This is a genomic window from Paenibacillus sp. FSL L8-0340, assembly GCF_038593145.1.
GTDB lineage: Bacteria > Bacillota > Bacilli > Paenibacillales > Paenibacillaceae > Paenibacillus_AQ.
This window is the reverse complement of sequence record NZ_CP151967.1, coordinates 4643313-4660190: the sequence shown is the minus strand read 5'-3', so window position 1 is coordinate 4660190 and position 16878 is coordinate 4643313. Positions and strand designations below refer to the sequence as shown.

The following is a 16878-nucleotide window of genomic DNA, read 5'->3' as shown; positions in this document are numbered from 1 at the left end:
TTGTGCGGATTAACGGTCTGACAAGGGAGGAGGCTGGTCTATCCAGTTGCGCTCATTGTTCTTTACATAGATCCCCAGTGCTTGGTCTGAGGAAAGCCCGGGGTTGTGGAAAGAGAGCATCATCGCTGCAAAGCGTGTGCTTTTATTGACGTTCGGATGGAGTAGAAGCTCTGTAGCCCGCTGTTTGAAATCCTCCGGTTTGTGCGGCGCGGTCTCGACCGTATCCAGCAAGGCCTTGTGGCTGGGGAAGAGCATACGGTTATAAGCCAGGATCATCCGTCCGCTGTAAAATACCAGATTGCTTACTGTATGCGCCATTAGATAGGCATCGTTATTTTTGGCGGCTTCCTTAGCGAAATAAAAAGCATGCAGGTGAATCTGTGCACTGAAGTCCCGCAAATTGCACTCACGGTTCTCTTCGGGATAAATGGGGATTCGAGCTACAATACGCTCCAGTTCAGGTATTCTTGAGAAAAGCACTTGCGAACCGGTAAATGCATACCGTGTCGCCTCGTTACCGCGCTCAGCGGCCAGCTCCAGAAAGCGGAGATTAGTCACCTTCACATCTACGTACCCGCCTTCATATGTGCTGGCCTCCCGGTCCACATAAGACAGGTTGTTATTTTTTGCATGTACCTCGTAGGATTCATCTGTGACTACCAGATGGACATCCACATCGGAAGTTTCCTTCGCCCGGTCCCGGGCAACCGATCCAGAGGTGATGACCGCCAGACATGAAGGGGCAACCTTCAGCTTGTTCACGAAATTCTCCATTGTCTGTCTATGGTGTTCCAACATCAGGTTCATCCTCTCTATATTGTTTTTGTTCTATTAAGAGCGTAACGATTACCATGCTTAGCGGCTATGGTCAATGAAGACATCTATTCTTTCGCAGCGTTTAATAAAATCGCTTGCCTTGGAGTTAACTCCAAGGAGTAAGCTACATTTGAAGGAAACAAAATCTATGTGGAAATGGGGAACAATCAAATGGAATATATGAAACTCGGAAATACTGGTTTGGATGTCTCTCGGCTATGTCTGGGTTGTATGAGCTTTGGTGAAGCAGAACGATGGGTCCATCCATGGGTCCTTGATGAAGAGCGGAGTCGTCCCATTATTAAACAAGCTCTGGAGAATGGGATCAATTTTTTTGATACAGCGAATGTATATTCAGACGGAACAAGCGAGGAAATCGTTGGGCGGGCTTTAAAGGATTATGCCAATCGAGATGAAATTGTCCTGGCGACGAAAGTTTATTTCCGGATGCATCAAGGTCCAAACGGTGCTGGACTGTCCCGAAAGGCGATCATGAGTGAAATAGATAAGAGTCTTAAGAGACTGGGAACAGATTATGTGGATCTGTACCAGATTCACCGCTGGGATTTCAATACTCCCATTGAAGAAACGATGGAAGCCTTGCATGATGTTGTTAAGGCCGGGAAGGCAAGATATATCGGTGCTTCTGCCATGTATGCTTGGCAGTTTCTAAAGGCATTACATGTAGCTGAGAACAATGGGTGGACTAAGTTTGTATCCATGCAGAATCATTTCAACCTCGTATACCGTGAAGAGGAGAGAGAGATGCTGCCGCTTTGTAAGGAAGAAAAAATCGCTGTGATTCCATATAGCCCACTTGCTTCAGGGAGATTGACCCGTGATTGGTCGGAAACCACACATCGCTCCGAAACCGACCAAGTCCAGAAATCTAAATATGATGCGACTGCAAATACGGACCGATTGATTGTAGAGAAAGTTGCAGCAATCGCAGAGCAACGTGGTGTACCCCGTGCTCAAATTGCCCTTGCCTGGGTGTTGCAGAAAGAACCAGTAACAGCCCCGATTATCGGTGCCACGAAAATGTCTCACCTTGAAGATGCCGTAGCCGCTCTTTCCATTACGTTAACAGCTGAAGAAATTGCGTCGCTGGAAGAGCCATATGTTCCTCATCCGGTAGTGGGTCCTATTTCTATGTAATGATAAAATTGCAAGCTATGAACAGACAAAGACACTAACCTGCGTTAGTGTCTTTTAGTTTCTTTTACTGATCAGGTCTTCGGGGAACTATCGCAGAAATATAGGGTTCTGGAATTGGCAGGGGCTGTTCCAATGGCTGAGAAGGAAGTGAAGTCCCGGATTAATGGGCAAATCCATATTTTACATACCAAATATATCCTAAAATACAAAATTATGATGATATTGTTCTTGTTTTGTTTTAAAATAGAGTGGAGTCTAGCATTTGAAGGGAGGGGATAGATCAATATAGAAAGCGCTTACTTTTAAAAAAATTAATGGGAGGAAGGGAATTATGATGAAAAGGCTTGGAATCATATTCATATTGCTATCTGTGGTTCTATCCGTTATTCCGGCAGTAGCTTCCGCAAACACCCAGACTAAGATTTATGAAGCAGAGGATGGTATATTAAGTGGAACTACTGTCGACACGGCAGTTTCCGGCTTTTCCGGCACAGGGTATGTTACAGGGTTTGACACCGCTGGCGATTCTGTAACCGTTACGACAATGGTGGAAACGACGGGGCTATATCAAATCTATATCAGGTACAATGCGATTTACGGCTATAAACAGGCTAATCTGTCTATAAACGGAGTGCCCGCCGGAGTGGCTGATTTTGCGGAAACGACTGAATTTACTGAAATTCCAGTGACAAAAGCGTTATTAAATGCAGGAGAGAATACAATTCGAATTGAAAATCACTGGGGCTGGTATCTAATTGATTATGTCAAAGTAGAACCTGCAGCTGCTCCTGCCCCTCACCAAGTGACGGACGCTTTAGTCAATCCGGCTGCAACACCGGAAGCTAAAGCATTGATGGGCTATCTTGTTGATAATTATGGCAAAGCCATTCTTTCAGGACAGCAGGAATATGACAATGTGAGCTGGTTGCAAGCCAATACCGGAAAGAAACCGGCAGTTGTCGGATTTGATCTGATGGATTATTCACCATCACGAGTCGAGCGGGGGACTACCTCTAACGAGATTGATCAAGCCATCCAATGGGACGGCCAAAATGGGATTGTGACTTTTGCTTGGCATTGGAACGCACCCAAAGACCTCATTGATCAGCCAGGAAAAGAATGGTGGAGAGGTTTCTACACAGACTCAACCACATTCGACCTAAGTTATGCTCTTGAACATAAAGCTTCTGAAGATTATCAGCTGTTATTAAGAGATATTGATGCCATAGCTGTCCAATTAAAAAGATTGCAGGATGCGGATGTTCCAGTATTGTTCCGTCCATTGCATGAAGCCGAAGGCGGATGGTTCTGGTGGGGAGCAAAAGGTCCAGGGCCAGCTAAAGAATTATACCGTATTGTGTATGATCGTTTAACGAATATGCACCACTTGAATAACCTCATTTGGGTATGGAACTCCGTTGCCGAAGAGTGGTATCCGGGGGATGACGTTGTAGATATTGTAAGTTACGATTCCTATCCAAGCAAAGGGGATTACAGTCCACAGATCGGAAAATTCGATCAACTTGTAGCACTGGGTAATGATCATAAACTTGTAGCGTTAAGTGAAAACGGTTCCATTCCAGATCCTGAGCTATTACAACTATATAATGCCGATTGGAGTTGGTTCTGTACTTGGGAAGGAGAGCACTTAAAAGACGGAATAACAAATTCATTGGCTCATCTGAATAAGCTATATAATCACGAATACGTGGTGACATTGGATGAATTACCGGATTGGAAGAATAATCCGACGAATCCCGATAAAGCACCGGAGGCACCTAGCAATGTAGCGGTAAAGGCAGGCGATAATCAAGCCACAATTAGCTGGAAAGCATCCAGTGGTGCGGCTGGTTATACGGTACAACGTGCAGCAGTTAGCGGCGGGCCTTATGAGACTGTGGCAACAAATGTAACGGGTACAAGCTTCACAGACAACAATGTTACGAATGGTACTGCATATTTTTATGTGGTGAATGCGGTAAACAGCGTAGGAACCAGCGTTAACTCTACTGAAGTTAGCGTAATTCCACAGGCTCCGGCTACAGGCTCACTCAAGGTTCAATACAAAGTAAATAACAGTAGTGCAACAGACAATTCGATCAGTGCTTCATTCAATATTGTAAGTACAGGAACAGCTGCAGTAGATTTGAATGCTCTCAAAATACGTTATTATTTCACGAAAGAAGGAAGCGCAGCAATGAACTTCTGGACGGATTGGGCGCAGATTGGAAACAGCAATGTAACCGGAACCTTCACACCTTTAAGTGAGGCGAAAACCGGTGCTGACACTTACCTGGAGTTGTCCTTTAGCGCAAATGCAGGCTCCATCGCAGCAGGAGGACAGAGTGGTGACATTCAATTCCGTGCTGCGAAAAGCGACTGGTCAAACTTTAATGAAGTGGACGACTACTCGTTTGGCGGAGCTCAAAACGCCTTCATCGATTGGGAGAAAGTTACACTATACCAAAACGATACTTTAGTATGGGGGATTGAGCCTTAAAATAGTAAAAGGGCTGTTCCATAACGTCCCTTCAAATATACAACAAACCCAGTGCCGGTGCGGTACTGGGTTGTTTGATAGGAATTCTGTTCCTCTTATACAATAAAAGCTTTTATTCACCCATAATACCCACTTGACTAGGGGGAATAATAGGTTTATAGTATGAAAAAAGCTTGAAAAACAAAGACGTGTTTTGAAATAATCATCTATTTAATCTATTAATTTAATAATTGTATACAATTATACAAATAAATTTAAAGCCATTCTCAAATTATCGATGAGGAGCAATATAGGTATGGTGATACGATCACGAAGGTTGTCTAAGGATAATACCTACTATGCATTAAAACAAAAAATTATTGATAGTGAGTTAGAGCCGAATCAAGCGGTAAATGAAGAAAATTTGGCGGCGTTGCTCGGGGTCAGCCGGACTCCTTTAAGAGAGGCCATTCAGAGATTGGAGAATGAGGATTTTCTCGTTCGTCAGCCAAATGGCAGGTTGCGGGTAGCCTCCGTAACTATCAAAGAGGTGGAAGAGGTTTTTCTGATTCGCAGCATGCTTGAAGGCTATATTGCTAGAAGTGCAGCTAAGCATGCTACAGATAAAGATATTCTACATTTAACAACGATGATGGAGCGAATCAAACATTCCTTCCAGCTAGGTGATAAACAGGATTTTGTATCCTATGGTTTTGAGTTCCATGATTATTTATCTGAAATCAGTGAACTTAGAACGTTTGAGAAAGTTCTGAATCAATTAAGAGATCATTCGCTTCGCTACTGTCGCTATGTCTCCATGCATGGAGATTGGAACACACAGGCGGATGAAGAACATAATTATATCCTGCAAATGATCGCTGACAAAAATGAAGATGGTGCAGAAAAAGCAATGCGGGATCATATTCTAAGCAGCTTATCTACTGCGCTTGCGCGAATCAAAGGGATGGAAGAAAACGAGATAGACCATATCGGCCCATAACGAAAGGGGATTACTTCACCTATGAAGCCACTGCATAAGATTGATCAAGCTTTAGCTAGTCAATTAATAGAGGTTCGAAGAAACCTGCATCGAGAACCAGAGCTGGCATATGAAGAGTTCAGAACAACAGAGAAACTGCAGGAATGGCTGACAACTGCCAATATACATATTTTAGACCTCCCTTTAGAGACGGGACTTATCGCAGAGATTGGACAAGGTGACGGGCCTGTTGTGGCCATTCGCTGTGATATTGATGCACTCCCGATAGAAGAACAAACGGAATTACCTTTTGCCTCAGAGATTCCAGGAAAAATGCATGCATGTGGCCATGACTTTCACACCGCTACCATCTTAGGCGCTGCCTTGTTGCTGAAAGAGCGTGAAAGTGAATTGCCGGGAAGAGTTAGAGTCTTGTTCCAGCCGGCAGAAGAAACAGGACACGGGGCGGAAAGTGTCTTAGCATCAGGAGGCCTCAAGGATGTAGCTGCTATATTCGGTTTACATAACTCACCAGACTTGCCAACAGGATCTTTTGGAACGAGGTCGGGAGCTTTAACGGCAGGTGTTGACCGGTTTGAAATCACTGTAAAAGGCGTTGGCGCTCATGCTGCTACTCCGGAAAAAGGTGTGGATTCGATTGTGACCGCTGCGCAAATTGTTACAATGCTGCAAACCGTCGTAAGCCGCCAAAATAATACTTTAGAGCCGGTTGTGTTAAGTGTTACCAGAATTAACGGGGGCTTCACATGGAATGTATTGCCGGAAAAAGTTGAATTAGAAGGTACGGTACGTACTTACAATGAAGAGATCCGCCGCCAGATTCCTATACAAATGACCCGAATTATCGAAGGGATTGCTGCAGGAGCCGGGGCTGAGGCGCAATTGCACTGGTATCCTGGCCCGCCAGCAACTATTAATCATGGGGACTGGGCTGACTTCACCAAAGAGGTCGCCATAGGAGCCGGATATGATGTGCATGATATCCCGCCGCAAATGGGGGGAGAAGATTTCTCATATTATTTACAGCAGATACCGGGTGCATTTGTAAATATCGGAACAGGCCCGGCCTATGCTTTGCATCACCCCCGTTTCGATGTGGATGAGGCAGCTATACTGCCTGCCGCTAAATATTTTGCTTCATTGTCAGAGCAAGCACTTCAGAAGCTGCTAGAGAGGGCTTAATCCTAAATCTTAAATCTACAATATGATTGAGGGGAATGAACATGATTGAATTAAAGAATGTGTACAAAACATTCACTCGCAAGGATATTACGATTGATGCTCTGCAAGGGATCAATTTAAAGGTTGAAAAAGGCGATATATTCGGGGTTATCGGCTATAGTGGTGCGGGAAAAAGCACATTAATCCGTTTAGTCAATTATTTGGAAAGACCCACAAAAGGCCAGGTTCTAGTAGCCGGGCGTGATTTAGGAACCTACAACGACAAAGAGCTGAGGGCGGCCAAGAAAAATATCGGCATGATTTTTCAACATTTTAACCTGTTAGAATCTAAAAAAGTATTTGATAATGTCGCGATTCCTCTCGTTCTGCTGAAAAAGAATAAAGATGAAATCCGCAAGCGGGTACAGGAGCTGCTTGAGTTTGTCGGATTAAGTGACAAGGCTGGAAGCTACCCGAGTGAATTATCAGGTGGACAGAAGCAGCGGGTCGGGATTGCCAGAGCGCTTGCCTCGAATCCGTCTATCCTGCTGTGTGACGAAGCGACTTCTGCCTTAGATCCACAGACAACACGATCTATTTTACAGCTTTTGAAAAAAATCAATGCGGAATACAACATTACGGTGATGATCATTACGCATGAAATGTCTGTCATTCAAGAGATTTGCAACAAGGTGGCTGTGATGGAAGAGGGGCGGATCATCGAGCAAGGAAGCGTGCTGGATGTATTTGGCCAACCCAAACATGAGACCACGCAAAATTTTGTGAAAACCGTTATTCAAAACAGCATGACGTCCAGCGTTCAAAAATCAATAAAAGCAGAACATGGAAGTCTGCTCTATAAACTTAATTTTGTTGGTGAAAATGCATCTGAGCCCGTTCTGTATGAGATGATTCGTTCTTCCGAGATAAAGGTCAATATTTTATTTGCGAATATGACGGAGATTCAAGAAACGACACTCGGAACAGTGATCATTCAATTAAATGGAGAGCAATCAGAGATTAACAATGCTTTAGCTTTCCTGAAAAGAAGCGGAGTCGGTGTAGAGGAGGTAGAATCTTATGTTTTCGACCACAGTAACAAGTGAACAATTTATGCAGGCCATAATAGAAACGATTCAAATGGTAGGGTTCTCCTTGTTTCTTGGTTCCCTGCTCGGGATTCCAATCGGGATATTGCTAGTAATCACTCGTCCAGGCGGTGTATTGGAGAACAAAGCCCTTTACGCCATCATAAATCCGATGATCAACATCATTCGCTCTCTACCCTTTATTATTTTGTTGGTTGCGATTGTTCCGTTTACACGGGCCATTGTGCATACTTCGATTGGGACAAGCGCAGCGATCGTACCTCTAATTATCTATATCGCACCTTATATAGGACGTTTGGTAGAGAACTCGCTGCTTGAAGTGAACCCGGGAATTCTGGAAGCCGCAGAGGCGATGGGAGCTACTCCCTTTCAAGTTATCTGGTACTTTCTGTTGCCGGAAGCGGTCGGATCCTTAATCCTGTCATTGACAACAGCAACGATCGGGCTGATTGGTGCAACTGCAATGGCCGGAACAGTAGGCGGCGGCGGAGTTGGAGACTTGGCCATAGTCTATGGATACCAGCGATTTGACACTGTAGTAGTGGTAGCCACTGTTCTTATTCTCATCATTTTGGTGCAAGGCATTCAATCTTTAGGTAACAAGCTGGCAAGAAAAATTCGCCGCTATTAGTTATTACAGATACAAGGAGGGATCGGCAGATGAGTGAATGGAGTAAGCAGGACCGGTTTAAGGCTATATTATCCGGAGAACAGGCGGATCGTCACATTGTCAGCGGATGGCGTCATTTTATTGACAAGGAACAAAATGCAGAAGATTTAGCAGCAACAACGATTTCTTTTACGCAAAAATATGATTGGGACTGGGTCAAAATTAATCCTAGAGCAACTTATTTAGCTGAAGCTTGGGGAAATCAATATGACTTTACGGATTATCAGACCGTTTTTCCAAGACAAAAGACGACTGCTATTCCTACCGCCGATAACCTTTGGGATCTCGAAGTGAAAAAGGCAACCCAGACTGCTTCTCTGATCGAGCATTTAGAGGCGGTCAGAAAAATTCGTCAAGGGTTACCTGACACCCCGCTGATCCAAACGATATTTTCGCCATTAACGGTGTTGCTGTTTATCGTTGGGCGTTCTGCTTATGTAACAAAAACTGTGTTTGGCATTGAGCAGCCTGTTACTTTGGAATCGTTGTTTAAAGAGCATAGAGCGGCAGCACACCATGCATTACATGTAATTTCTTTAACCTTAGCCGATTATGTGAAAGAGTTGCAGCAAGCGGGTTCAGATGGTTTGTTCTATGCGGTGACAGGTACAGCACATCCGGGATTATTTGATGAAGCGATGTTCGATGAGTTCTCCAGACCCTATGATTCTATTGTGTTGGAGGCCGCAAGCTATGGCAAAAACATCCTTCATACCTGTGGATCGCATGCAAAGCCGGAGAAATTCAATGATTATCGTATTGATGGAATCAGCTGGGATACTATAGCCGAAGGCAATCCAGGTTTAGAAGCGAATCTTAAAGCTACTAAAGTAGGCGGCGTTGATCATGGATTGTTTGCAGTAAACAATACAGATCAAATTCAAAAGCAGGCGAAGGAAGCTTTGACGTTAATGAAAAACCAGCCTTTTATTCTCTCGCCAAATTGTGCGATCCCGCTAAATGTTACAGATGAGGCGTTAGAACAACTAAAAAACTCAGTATTTGAATAGGAGATGAAGGTAATGAAAAAGTTAATGTTAGTAATGTTGATAGGTGTTCTGGCGGTGTTAACGGCCTGCGGCAATAAGGAAGCAGAAAGTTCTGGAGATAAGAAGAAGCTTACCGTTGGATTCGGTGTCGGAACCTATGAGGAACAATTCCGTCAGTCGATTCTGCCGATCCTGGAGAAACAAGGCTATAAAGTTGACATTAAAACCTTCTCGCAAAACATGCAGGTTAATCCGGCGATGAAGGAAGGCTCCATTGACGCGAGCATATTCCAAAGTACAGCTTACATGGAAGCCATTAATAAAGAAATTAACGCAGACATGACAGGAATTGCTTATGTACCAGGTGCTCCACAAGGTCTTTATTCCGTAAATCATACTACTCTTGACGATGTTAAAGATGGTACAACGGTGGCGGTTCCCAACGATCCGGTTAACCAGGAGCGTGCACTTCGTATTCTGGAGGAATTGGGCTGGATCAAAATTAAAGAAGGAGCAGGTGTAGCGGACTTCAACATTAACAGCATGGAGCCGGATAAGTATAATATTGATATTAAAATTTTGGACCCGGCGCAAATTCTGGTTTCCCTTCAAGATGTGGATTATGGTGTTGTGAACGGTAATTATATTGCGAATTCACCTGACAGAAAGATTACGGATGCACTCAAGATTGAAAACACGCCAATGCAGCACAGAATCATCGTATCGGTTAACAAAAAGGATGAAGATTCCCAGTGGGCCAAGGACTTGAAGGCTGCCTATGAATCCAAAGAGTTTGAAGAATATATCCTTGGAATCGAGAAATATGATGGTTTCATTTTGCCTGAAGCATGGAAAAATAATTAAGTAAGGAGTGAACGTACGTGACCAAGCAAAAGATTCATTTTATTGGCGGAGGACAGATGGCGGAAGCTATCATCCGCGCAAGTATTGCCAATGATAGCCTGTCTGCAGATCAAATCAGTGTATCCGATATTAATGAAGCCCGTCTTCAGTTGTTGAATACAAAATACAGCGTAAATACGGATAGTTCGCAGGAGCATGGCCTCTCAACAGCAGAGTTGATTGTAGTTGCAGTTCGCCCACAGGATGATTTGACTGCACTCGGACAAATTGTGCAACAATTCGCTTCACCTGCTGCTGCAGTCGTATCGATTGTGGCGGGGGTAACGATTGTGCAGTTAGGACAATATTTTGGAGCTGAACGCCCAATCATTCGGGTCATTCCCAATACGTTGACTGATACGGGTTACGGATATAGTGGTGTAGCCTTAAATGCCTACGCCACTCGTGATCAAGTTGAGAAGTTCCTGCTCGGGTTCGGCAAAGTACAATATCTGGAGGAGTCATATATAGATATCTTCACTGGGTTCGGTGTGGCTGGACCTAATTATATCTATTATTTCATTGAATCTCTTGCGGATGCGGGTGTCCTCGCCGGACTGCCACGGGAGCAAGCTTGGAAGGTAGCGCTGGAGAATGTTATGGGAGCGGTTGTGATGCTGCAGCAGACAGGTCTACATCCAAGACAATTGCTTGATATTAATAATTCGCCTGGCGGTGTTGGTATTCACGGCTTGTACGAGCTGAACAACAGTGATTTCGCGGCCGGACTGCAAAGAAGTGTTCTGGCAGCCGTGAAGCGCACTACTGAGCTGGGAGTGAAGGAATAATGGCAACCTTGAAATGGGATCATTTAGTACACTATGTGAATGATCTGGATAAACCGGTTGAAATCTTCGGCGGCTATGGTTTGGTTGCTTTCAAGGGAGGTTCTCATAAGGATTGGGGAACCTATAATGCCTTAAGTTATTTTGGGCTAACGTATCTTGAGTTTCTCGGCATTGAGAATCTGGAATTAGCAAAGGCAACCGAACACAATGTTGTAGTGAGGGATGCGGTTAACCTTCTTCCAGAGCAGGAAGTCTTAAGCAGAGTTGTGATCCGGACGAATGATATTGAAGAAATCGCTGCCTCCTTGAAGGCGGCAGGCTTATCATTATCTCCTATAATCGATGGTAAACGTCTGGATAATGAAGGAAGATTAATAGAGTGGCGGATGATGACCATTGATGGAGACTTTCAAGGACTGGTCTATCCGTTTATCATTCAATGGAACGGGACGGATGAAGAGCGATTGGAACGGTTAACGGCATCCGGAGTCATTCAATCCCATCCTGCGGGACATGCGGAAATCGTGAGGGCGGTATTCCGTGTCTCAGATCCTGCAGCCGCCGCTGAACATTGGGGAGAGTTATTTGGACTGCCAATTGAACAGTCAGAGGTTAATAACACCTTCACCCTTAAGATTGGAGATAATTCTTTTGCTTTTATGCAAGGGGATGAGAACCAATTCAAACAGGTCATTTTTGAAACAGATTCCATCGGGTTAAAAGGGAAGACGATTCAAGTTGGTGCTGGTGAATATGTGTTTGTTTAAAAGTAACTGCATCAACTGATTTCCTTGGTTTGAAAATGGGTTGTTATCGCGTAGCGCGGTAACAACCCTATCTGCGTTTTGCAGAGAGAATGTGTTTATCCCCATTTCCCTGCCGATAAAGCGGATTAGCACTGGCAGCCGTATTCTCAAAATCTTCTCGCAGCCCAAGCCAGCTGAACAGGCAGGAATACAAGATTGAACTGTCGAAAAATGATGTAATTTTTATTATTGGGGCATTTTGCATCAGATGTTAAAATATATCTTATTCAGAAAGAGGAGGAAGTACTATTTATGAAATGGGTTTGGGGAGTAATAACAGCGGCAGTATCAGTAATTGTGCAATTGCTTATCTTGAGTCTCTTAGGTTTTAACTTTTTCAGCTTTTCTGTGTTATTCATTATTCCGGTAGGGGGGATTATTCTCGGAGGTATAGCCACCTTCGGATATTTTTCTAAAACTGTGAGACAGGGATTAAAGCCGAATAAAAACAGCTACTTAATTTCGCTTATTTTCATATTACTTTCATTTAGCGGGTTTATGTATGGAGAATATCAAATGGCATATGTCTCATCATCCAATGAAATTAATTATAAGTTTGAGGGGGAGCATATAAGCAATTTTGTGTTTGGAGAATCAGATGAACCTATAACTCTATTGAATTATTATGATTATAAATTTAATAATAGCAGTTTAAGCATATTTTCAAGAGGGCATGTGAGCAATGCCATAGATATTGAACCCAATAAGTGGGTGAACATCAGCAAATTCCTCATACAATGTGTTGGTTTATTAATAGGTGGTCTAAGTGCCGGATTGCTGGTGACAAGTGGTAAGACACATTGTTCTTCATGTAACAAAGCGTATCTACAGGAACATAAACTTTTGGACGTAAATGATGAAATGATAGAACCGGTATTAAGTGAAATCAATCAATACATACAAAATAACAACGGTGAAGGATTAACAAATTATATCACAGAACAAAAGACGCTTTGTGAGGATGTGGCTTCAGATACTAATGTTAAATATGGATTTAAGTTTGGTCATTGTCCCAATTGTCAACAGGGCTACCTGATAAAGAGTTGTTATACGCTAGATAAACATGGGAATTTTGAAGAGCAGGAGGATAAAAAGGCAGTCATTCCTATCAGCCAAGAGATTGTAACTAGTGTACAAAAAACAGAAATAGCATCGTAAATGAATATTTGAGAGAAGTGGAGAAACCTGCCACTTCTTTTTCACGTGCTTCCTTAGATGCGGCGGACAAAAGAAAAAGCGCTCGAGGTATGTTTTCCCATACCTCGAGCGCTTATTTAGGCTGTTACTGCGGGATAACCTGGGTGATCTGGTTCAATAGCTCGTTGACTTGGTTTATAGTCTCGGGAATACCTGTCGATTCGAAGGCGGCTTTTCCTTCTTCCAGGTTAGTTATGGCCTGATCCAGTCCTTGCTGCAGTGTTTCATTGTATCCGACAATAGATTGATGCAGGTCTGCCGCATATTCCGGAACCTGAAGCCCGGCATATTCGACGATCTGTTCCTTGAGGGCAACCAGCCTATCCTTTAATTCATCCCTGGCCTGCGGGTCTGTGGCAGCATCTGTAGCCCAGGTCCCCATCTCTTGTCCGAACTCCGTCAAAGTTTGCATATAAGAAGCTGTATCGGCGGTGAAATTGACGCTGTCTCCTACCTTTTCCGCAATCCCGCAACCCGGTACAACCAGCAAGATGAGTAGCAGCAGACTTAAGCCATATTTCTTCATTTGCGTCACTCCTTTAGAGTATTGTATGTGCCAAGTTTACTGTAGTTCATACGGCCAGAAGGGCATCAGGTTGCATGAAAGTGATATGCGGCTACGATTACCGATGAAGACGATACTGCTCCATACTTCCAGGATTTAAGTGCTCCCAAAAGGTTTTGGGGTTTAGGGGGAACTCGTTATTTATGGGGACTTGTATTTTAGAATTTTCACATGGACTATTAAAGGAAATTGTTTCCCATTTTTGCGGGGATGCTGCCCCAAAACACACCTGTACGCTAATCTCCGTCGTGTCAAAAACCATTGAATGCAAGGTTCCTAAACCATCTTCATAAAATGGGCAACATACGCCCTTTGGCACTTTTTCCTCCAGTATTGTCTTTATTGATTCTACAGAAATAGATCCTTTCTTTTTTGAGAAGTAATCTTTTATAGTGTTATATCGAATAACAGAATGCCTTCTCCGGTTATTATCATAAGGCAACATTTCGTTGCTCTCATAATGATTTGTTGCAACAAGGAAATCTTCACTGTTTCTAAAAGATATTTTCCTATCGTCTCCGAAACAGACAGTTTCAGCTATTGTGGCATTTCCGTAAGTATCAGCAATTAGCAGGTTTACATTGCTTCGTATAGGCATATTCTTCAAAAGATATATGGCATCCTCACATCTCATCTTCAGTAGAAAATTCATAACTTCTGCCGATTAAAGTGTGCCCATTAGATGTAATACTTGGCAAAGCTGCGAATTGACTGCATGCTCCAGCTTCTATTACATCATCCGCAAATACAGCCAATTCTCCCAGTGGGATTTTTAAGCTGTCTGAAAGTCCAAGGATTTCCTCGTTTACTCCGGGACAAAATTCATCTAAAAGGGTTTGTTTCTTTCTTAATAAAAAACTATCCATACAATCACCTTGTATATTGATACTCATAAGCTCCGGGTTGTTTCTGACTGTATGAGCCAGCTTAGTGCCAATCTCGTAATGGCTGCCCTCTGAGACGAATTTAGAAAAGCTAACGAACTGGTTTGACATGTTATGCGCCTTCTTTCAGATTTTTTCGGAAATTTTATAAGTACTATGATATTGTTTTTCTTTCATATTGTCCTGTCATTACCTGCGCATAGTTGACAGGTCGAAGAGGGGCACGAGCTGAAGAGCAAGCTTCGAATTTTCGGAATTCTGTACAACTCTCGAATACATGATGTTAGGTAACTCTGCCTTTAGGATTACCTTTGGTTTCTAATCTGGTTTGCAAAAATAAAAGAAATCAGTTATATTCAAAGTAATTAGATAATCTAACTATAGGAGTAAGGAGGTATACAAATTGAAAAGAAAGCCTGCCAAGGAATATACAACTGAGCAACAATTGCCGAGACTTGGAACATCACCTTATTTGAAGTTGATGGAGCGAACAGCCTCATCCGATACCAATCTAAATTCAGCGCATCTGGGACTAATTATGCTCTGGCTGGGAGATAACATTTTAGACATGGTGGATATTGATTTAGCTGCTTTTGACATCACGGAGAGCAAGCTGGATCTATTACTCCTATTATCCCTTCACGCAGATCAGGAGTTGGTGACACCTTCATCCATAGCAGACCGGTTGGGGATTCGCCGATCGTCTGTAACGGCCTTGTTAATATGGCTGGAGAAAAAAAACTTGATTGTTCGTGAACCGTATGCCAAGGATGGTCGCATGACTCACGTTCGTATTAGCGCTGAAGGCAGTACGCTTGTGAATCAAATATTACCTACGTTCTGGTCTACTTGCGCATCCCTAGTTGATGAATTAGATAAAGAGGAGCAAGCGGTGTTCCAAAAAGTGTTGGTTAAACTAAATGCAAGCTTAGAAAAACGACTTGGATCAGGCAGATGATTTTTTTGGTCATATAGTTAGATAATCTAATTACATTAAAGAGATGAAACTTTCAATTGCGGCTTCCATGTAACTCCCATTTCGCAACGAAATCTAACTTCGAACAAATTTTATAATTGAGGTGTAATATGAACAATTCAATCAATGCTACGGGTGCAACTAGAAATTATACGCTTATGACCATTATACTTTGCTGGACCGGCCTTGTTGTCATGTCCAGTCTATACGCAACGATTCCGCTAATTACATTGTTTGCACAGCTTTTTGAAATTTCCACGACGAATGCTGCCGCTGCGGGAAGTACTTTTTCGATAGGCTTTGCCATTGGTTGCTTAATCTATGGCGCGCTATCCGATAAATACGGACGTAAGACCGTTATATTTGCAGGGCTCCTTTTCCTGACATTGATATCATTAATTCTGGGAACCGTTCACAGCTTTGCATTGATTTTGGGATTAAGAGGACTACAGGGAGCAGCAGCAGCAACCTTCTCTCCAGTAGCACTTGCCTATGCGGTTGAGATGTATCCAGCGGAAAAACGGGTAACTACCATTGGTTTTATCAGTACAGGATTTCTGATTGCTGGTATTGTTGGTCAAGTGGTTAGTAGTATACTCAGTGAGCATTATGGCTGGAACGCTGTTTTTTATAGTCTTGCCGTTGTTTATGCGGTGACCGCCATATTAGTGTTCTTCTTCCTTCCCAAAGGAGGTATCCAGCAGGCACACGCTAATATCTGGGAGCCTATTAAGCAAATTGGCAAAGTGTTTGTTCAAAAACAATTGGTGTTATGTTATCTAGTGGCATTCGTTCTGCTTATGTCTTTTGTAAGCATGTATACAGTGCTGGGTAACTATCTAAGTACAGCTCCATATGAGCTAAGCAAGCAAGAAATTCTTTCTGTCCGTATTATCGGCATAGTAGGCATGCTCGTTTCTCCATTCGCGGGAAGAATATCTAAGCATGTCGGCTTAGGTAGAACGCTTCGCGGTGGATTGTTGCTAGCGATCATTGGTTTGGCGTCTATGGGGATGATTTCTAATCTGCCACTTCTTATTGTGATGAGCATCCTTTTTGTGGGGGGGATCGCACTAGCCGTTCCTTCACTTGTTTCGCTTGTTGGGCAAGTGGGCGGCAAGATGCGCGGGATAGCTGTATCCGTATATACTTTTATATTGTTTACAGGCACAAGCTTCGGTCCGATTATCTCGCTTCAATTGATGAATAATGCAAGTTATTTAATTACGTTTCTTCTATTGGCATGTATTCTGTGCATTGGGTTGCTAGCAGCATGTCTTATTCATCATGATGAGGCAGGAGAGTTAAACAGCCAGTAAATGTGTTATCAATAAACAAAAAACGATGAAATGACATCATAACGATTACTCATTTGAT

At 43.1% G+C, this 16878-nt stretch carries 17 protein-coding genes; 13 read left to right on the top strand and 4 right to left on the bottom strand.

Annotation, left to right across the window (positions count from 1 at the left end; translation table 11 throughout):
• Positions 1-9: 9 nt before the first annotated feature.
• Positions 10-774: a nucleotidyltransferase domain-containing protein gene (locus tag NST07_RS21180; protein WP_342480125.1), complete on the bottom strand. Its 765-nt coding sequence runs from the start codon at positions 772-774 to the stop codon at positions 10-12.
• Positions 775-987: 213 nt separating this feature from the next.
• On the opposite strand from NST07_RS21180, the gene NST07_RS21175 reads away from it, so the two are divergent.
• From NST07_RS21175 to NST07_RS21125, 11 genes are all read left to right on the top strand, one after another.
• Positions 988-1974 (top strand): aldo/keto reductase, encoded by a 987-nt coding sequence (locus NST07_RS21175; protein ID WP_341094166.1) that lies wholly within the window; start codon positions 988-990, stop codon positions 1972-1974.
• A gap of 331 nt (positions 1975-2305) precedes the next feature.
• Positions 2306-4474 (top strand): glycosyl hydrolase, encoded by a 2169-nt coding sequence (locus NST07_RS21170; protein WP_341379013.1) that lies wholly within the window; start codon positions 2306-2308, stop codon positions 4472-4474.
• Positions 4475-4790: 316 nt separating this feature from the next.
• The gene (locus NST07_RS21165; RefSeq protein WP_342480124.1) at positions 4791-5453 is read left to right on the top strand and encodes a GntR family transcriptional regulator; all 663 of its coding nucleotides are present in this window, start codon (positions 4791-4793) and stop codon (positions 5451-5453) included.
• Positions 5454-5474: 21 nt separating this feature from the next.
• A complete protein-coding gene (locus tag NST07_RS21160; protein WP_341094164.1) occupies positions 5475-6635 on the top strand; it encodes an amidohydrolase in 1161 nt (386 codons plus the stop codon).
• Between the two features lie 41 nt (positions 6636-6676).
• The gene (locus NST07_RS21155) at positions 6677-7720 is read left to right on the top strand and encodes a methionine ABC transporter ATP-binding protein (RefSeq protein WP_341094162.1); all 1044 of its coding nucleotides are present in this window, start codon (positions 6677-6679) and stop codon (positions 7718-7720) included.
• Complete coding sequence (locus NST07_RS21150; RefSeq protein ID WP_341379012.1) at positions 7695-8354, top strand: methionine ABC transporter permease; 660 nt, start codon at positions 7695-7697, stop codon at positions 8352-8354. Before NST07_RS21155 ends, NST07_RS21150 begins: the two co-directional genes overlap by 26 nt.
• 29 nt (positions 8355-8383) lie before the next feature.
• Complete coding sequence (locus NST07_RS21145) at positions 8384-9403, top strand: uroporphyrinogen decarboxylase family protein (RefSeq protein ID WP_342480123.1); 1020 nt, start codon at positions 8384-8386, stop codon at positions 9401-9403.
• Between the two features lie 12 nt (positions 9404-9415).
• Complete coding sequence (locus NST07_RS21140) at positions 9416-10246, top strand: MetQ/NlpA family ABC transporter substrate-binding protein (protein ID WP_341094160.1); 831 nt, start codon at positions 9416-9418, stop codon at positions 10244-10246.
• A gap of 17 nt (positions 10247-10263) precedes the next feature.
• A complete protein-coding gene (proC, locus tag NST07_RS21135) occupies positions 10264-11073 on the top strand; it encodes a pyrroline-5-carboxylate reductase (protein WP_341094159.1) in 810 nt (269 codons plus the stop codon).
• Positions 11073-11840: a VOC family protein gene (locus tag NST07_RS21130; protein WP_341094158.1), complete on the top strand. Its 768-nt coding sequence runs from the start codon at positions 11073-11075 to the stop codon at positions 11838-11840. The genes proC and NST07_RS21130 overlap by 1 nt, the downstream gene beginning before the upstream one ends.
• A gap of 291 nt (positions 11841-12131) precedes the next feature.
• Positions 12132-13037, top strand: coding sequence for a hypothetical protein (locus NST07_RS21125; protein WP_341094157.1), 906 nt, complete (start codon positions 12132-12134; stop codon positions 13035-13037).
• Between the two features lie 124 nt (positions 13038-13161).
• Here the strand turns inward: NST07_RS21125 and NST07_RS21120 are convergent, their stop codons facing one another.
• The 3 genes from NST07_RS21120 to NST07_RS21110 form a co-directional block, all read right to left on the bottom strand.
• Positions 13162-13602 (bottom strand): DUF6376 family protein, encoded by a 441-nt coding sequence (locus tag NST07_RS21120; RefSeq protein WP_342480122.1) that lies wholly within the window; start codon positions 13600-13602, stop codon positions 13162-13164.
• A 97-nt stretch (positions 13603-13699) separates the two neighbouring features.
• The gene (locus NST07_RS21115; protein ID WP_342480121.1) at positions 13700-14275 is read right to left on the bottom strand and encodes a carcinine hydrolase/isopenicillin-N N-acyltransferase family protein; all 576 of its coding nucleotides are present in this window, start codon (positions 14273-14275) and stop codon (positions 13700-13702) included.
• On the bottom strand, positions 14265-14636 hold the full coding sequence (locus NST07_RS21110) for a hypothetical protein (protein WP_342480120.1): 372 nt from the start codon (positions 14634-14636) through the stop codon (positions 14265-14267). The genes NST07_RS21115 and NST07_RS21110 overlap by 11 nt, the downstream gene beginning before the upstream one ends.
• 292 nt (positions 14637-14928) lie before the next feature.
• Here NST07_RS21110 and NST07_RS21105 point away from each other — a divergent pair, with 292 nt between their 5' ends.
• Both NST07_RS21105 and NST07_RS21100 read left to right on the top strand, forming a co-directional pair.
• Positions 14929-15483, top strand: a complete 555-nt coding sequence (locus tag NST07_RS21105; protein ID WP_341379004.1) for a MarR family transcriptional regulator — start codon at positions 14929-14931, stop codon at positions 15481-15483.
• Positions 15484-15611: 128 nt separating this feature from the next.
• The gene (locus tag NST07_RS21100) at positions 15612-16820 is read left to right on the top strand and encodes an MFS transporter (protein WP_341379003.1); all 1209 of its coding nucleotides are present in this window, start codon (positions 15612-15614) and stop codon (positions 16818-16820) included.
• The last annotated feature ends 58 nt before the right edge of the window (positions 16821-16878 follow it).

Bases quoted from the DNA above. Each gene is read 5' to 3' on its own strand.
- NST07_RS21155 (WP_341094162.1), top strand. From the start codon at position 6,677: ATGATTGAATTAAAGAATGTGTACAAAACATTCACTCGCAAGGATATT.
- NST07_RS21125 (WP_341094157.1), top strand. From the start codon at position 12,132: ATGAAATGGGTTTGGGGAGTAATAACAGCGGCAGTATCAGTAATTGTG.
- NST07_RS21175 (WP_341094166.1), top strand. From the start codon at position 988: ATGGAATATATGAAACTCGGAAATACTGGTTTGGATGTCTCTCGGCTA.
- NST07_RS21170 (WP_341379013.1), top strand. From the start codon at position 2,306: ATGATGAAAAGGCTTGGAATCATATTCATATTGCTATCTGTGGTTCTA.
- NST07_RS21145 (WP_342480123.1), top strand. From the start codon at position 8,384: ATGAGTGAATGGAGTAAGCAGGACCGGTTTAAGGCTATATTATCCGGA.
- NST07_RS21140 (WP_341094160.1), top strand. From the start codon at position 9,416: ATGAAAAAGTTAATGTTAGTAATGTTGATAGGTGTTCTGGCGGTGTTA.
- NST07_RS21180 (WP_342480125.1), bottom strand. From the start codon at position 774: ATGGAGAATTTCGTGAACAAGCTGAAGGTTGCCCCTTCATGTCTGGCG.
- NST07_RS21150 (WP_341379012.1), top strand. From the start codon at position 7,695: ATGTTTTCGACCACAGTAACAAGTGAACAATTTATGCAGGCCATAATA.
- NST07_RS21130 (WP_341094158.1), top strand. From the start codon at position 11,073: ATGGCAACCTTGAAATGGGATCATTTAGTACACTATGTGAATGATCTG.
- NST07_RS21100 (WP_341379003.1), top strand. From the start codon at position 15,612: ATGAACAATTCAATCAATGCTACGGGTGCAACTAGAAATTATACGCTT.
- NST07_RS21115 (WP_342480121.1), bottom strand. From the start codon at position 14,275: ATGAGATGTGAGGATGCCATATATCTTTTGAAGAATATGCCTATACGA.
- NST07_RS21110 (WP_342480120.1), bottom strand. From the start codon at position 14,636: ATGTCAAACCAGTTCGTTAGCTTTTCTAAATTCGTCTCAGAGGGCAGC.
- NST07_RS21160 (WP_341094164.1), top strand. From the start codon at position 5,475: ATGAAGCCACTGCATAAGATTGATCAAGCTTTAGCTAGTCAATTAATA.
- NST07_RS21120 (WP_342480122.1), bottom strand. From the start codon at position 13,602: ATGAAGAAATATGGCTTAAGTCTGCTGCTACTCATCTTGCTGGTTGTA.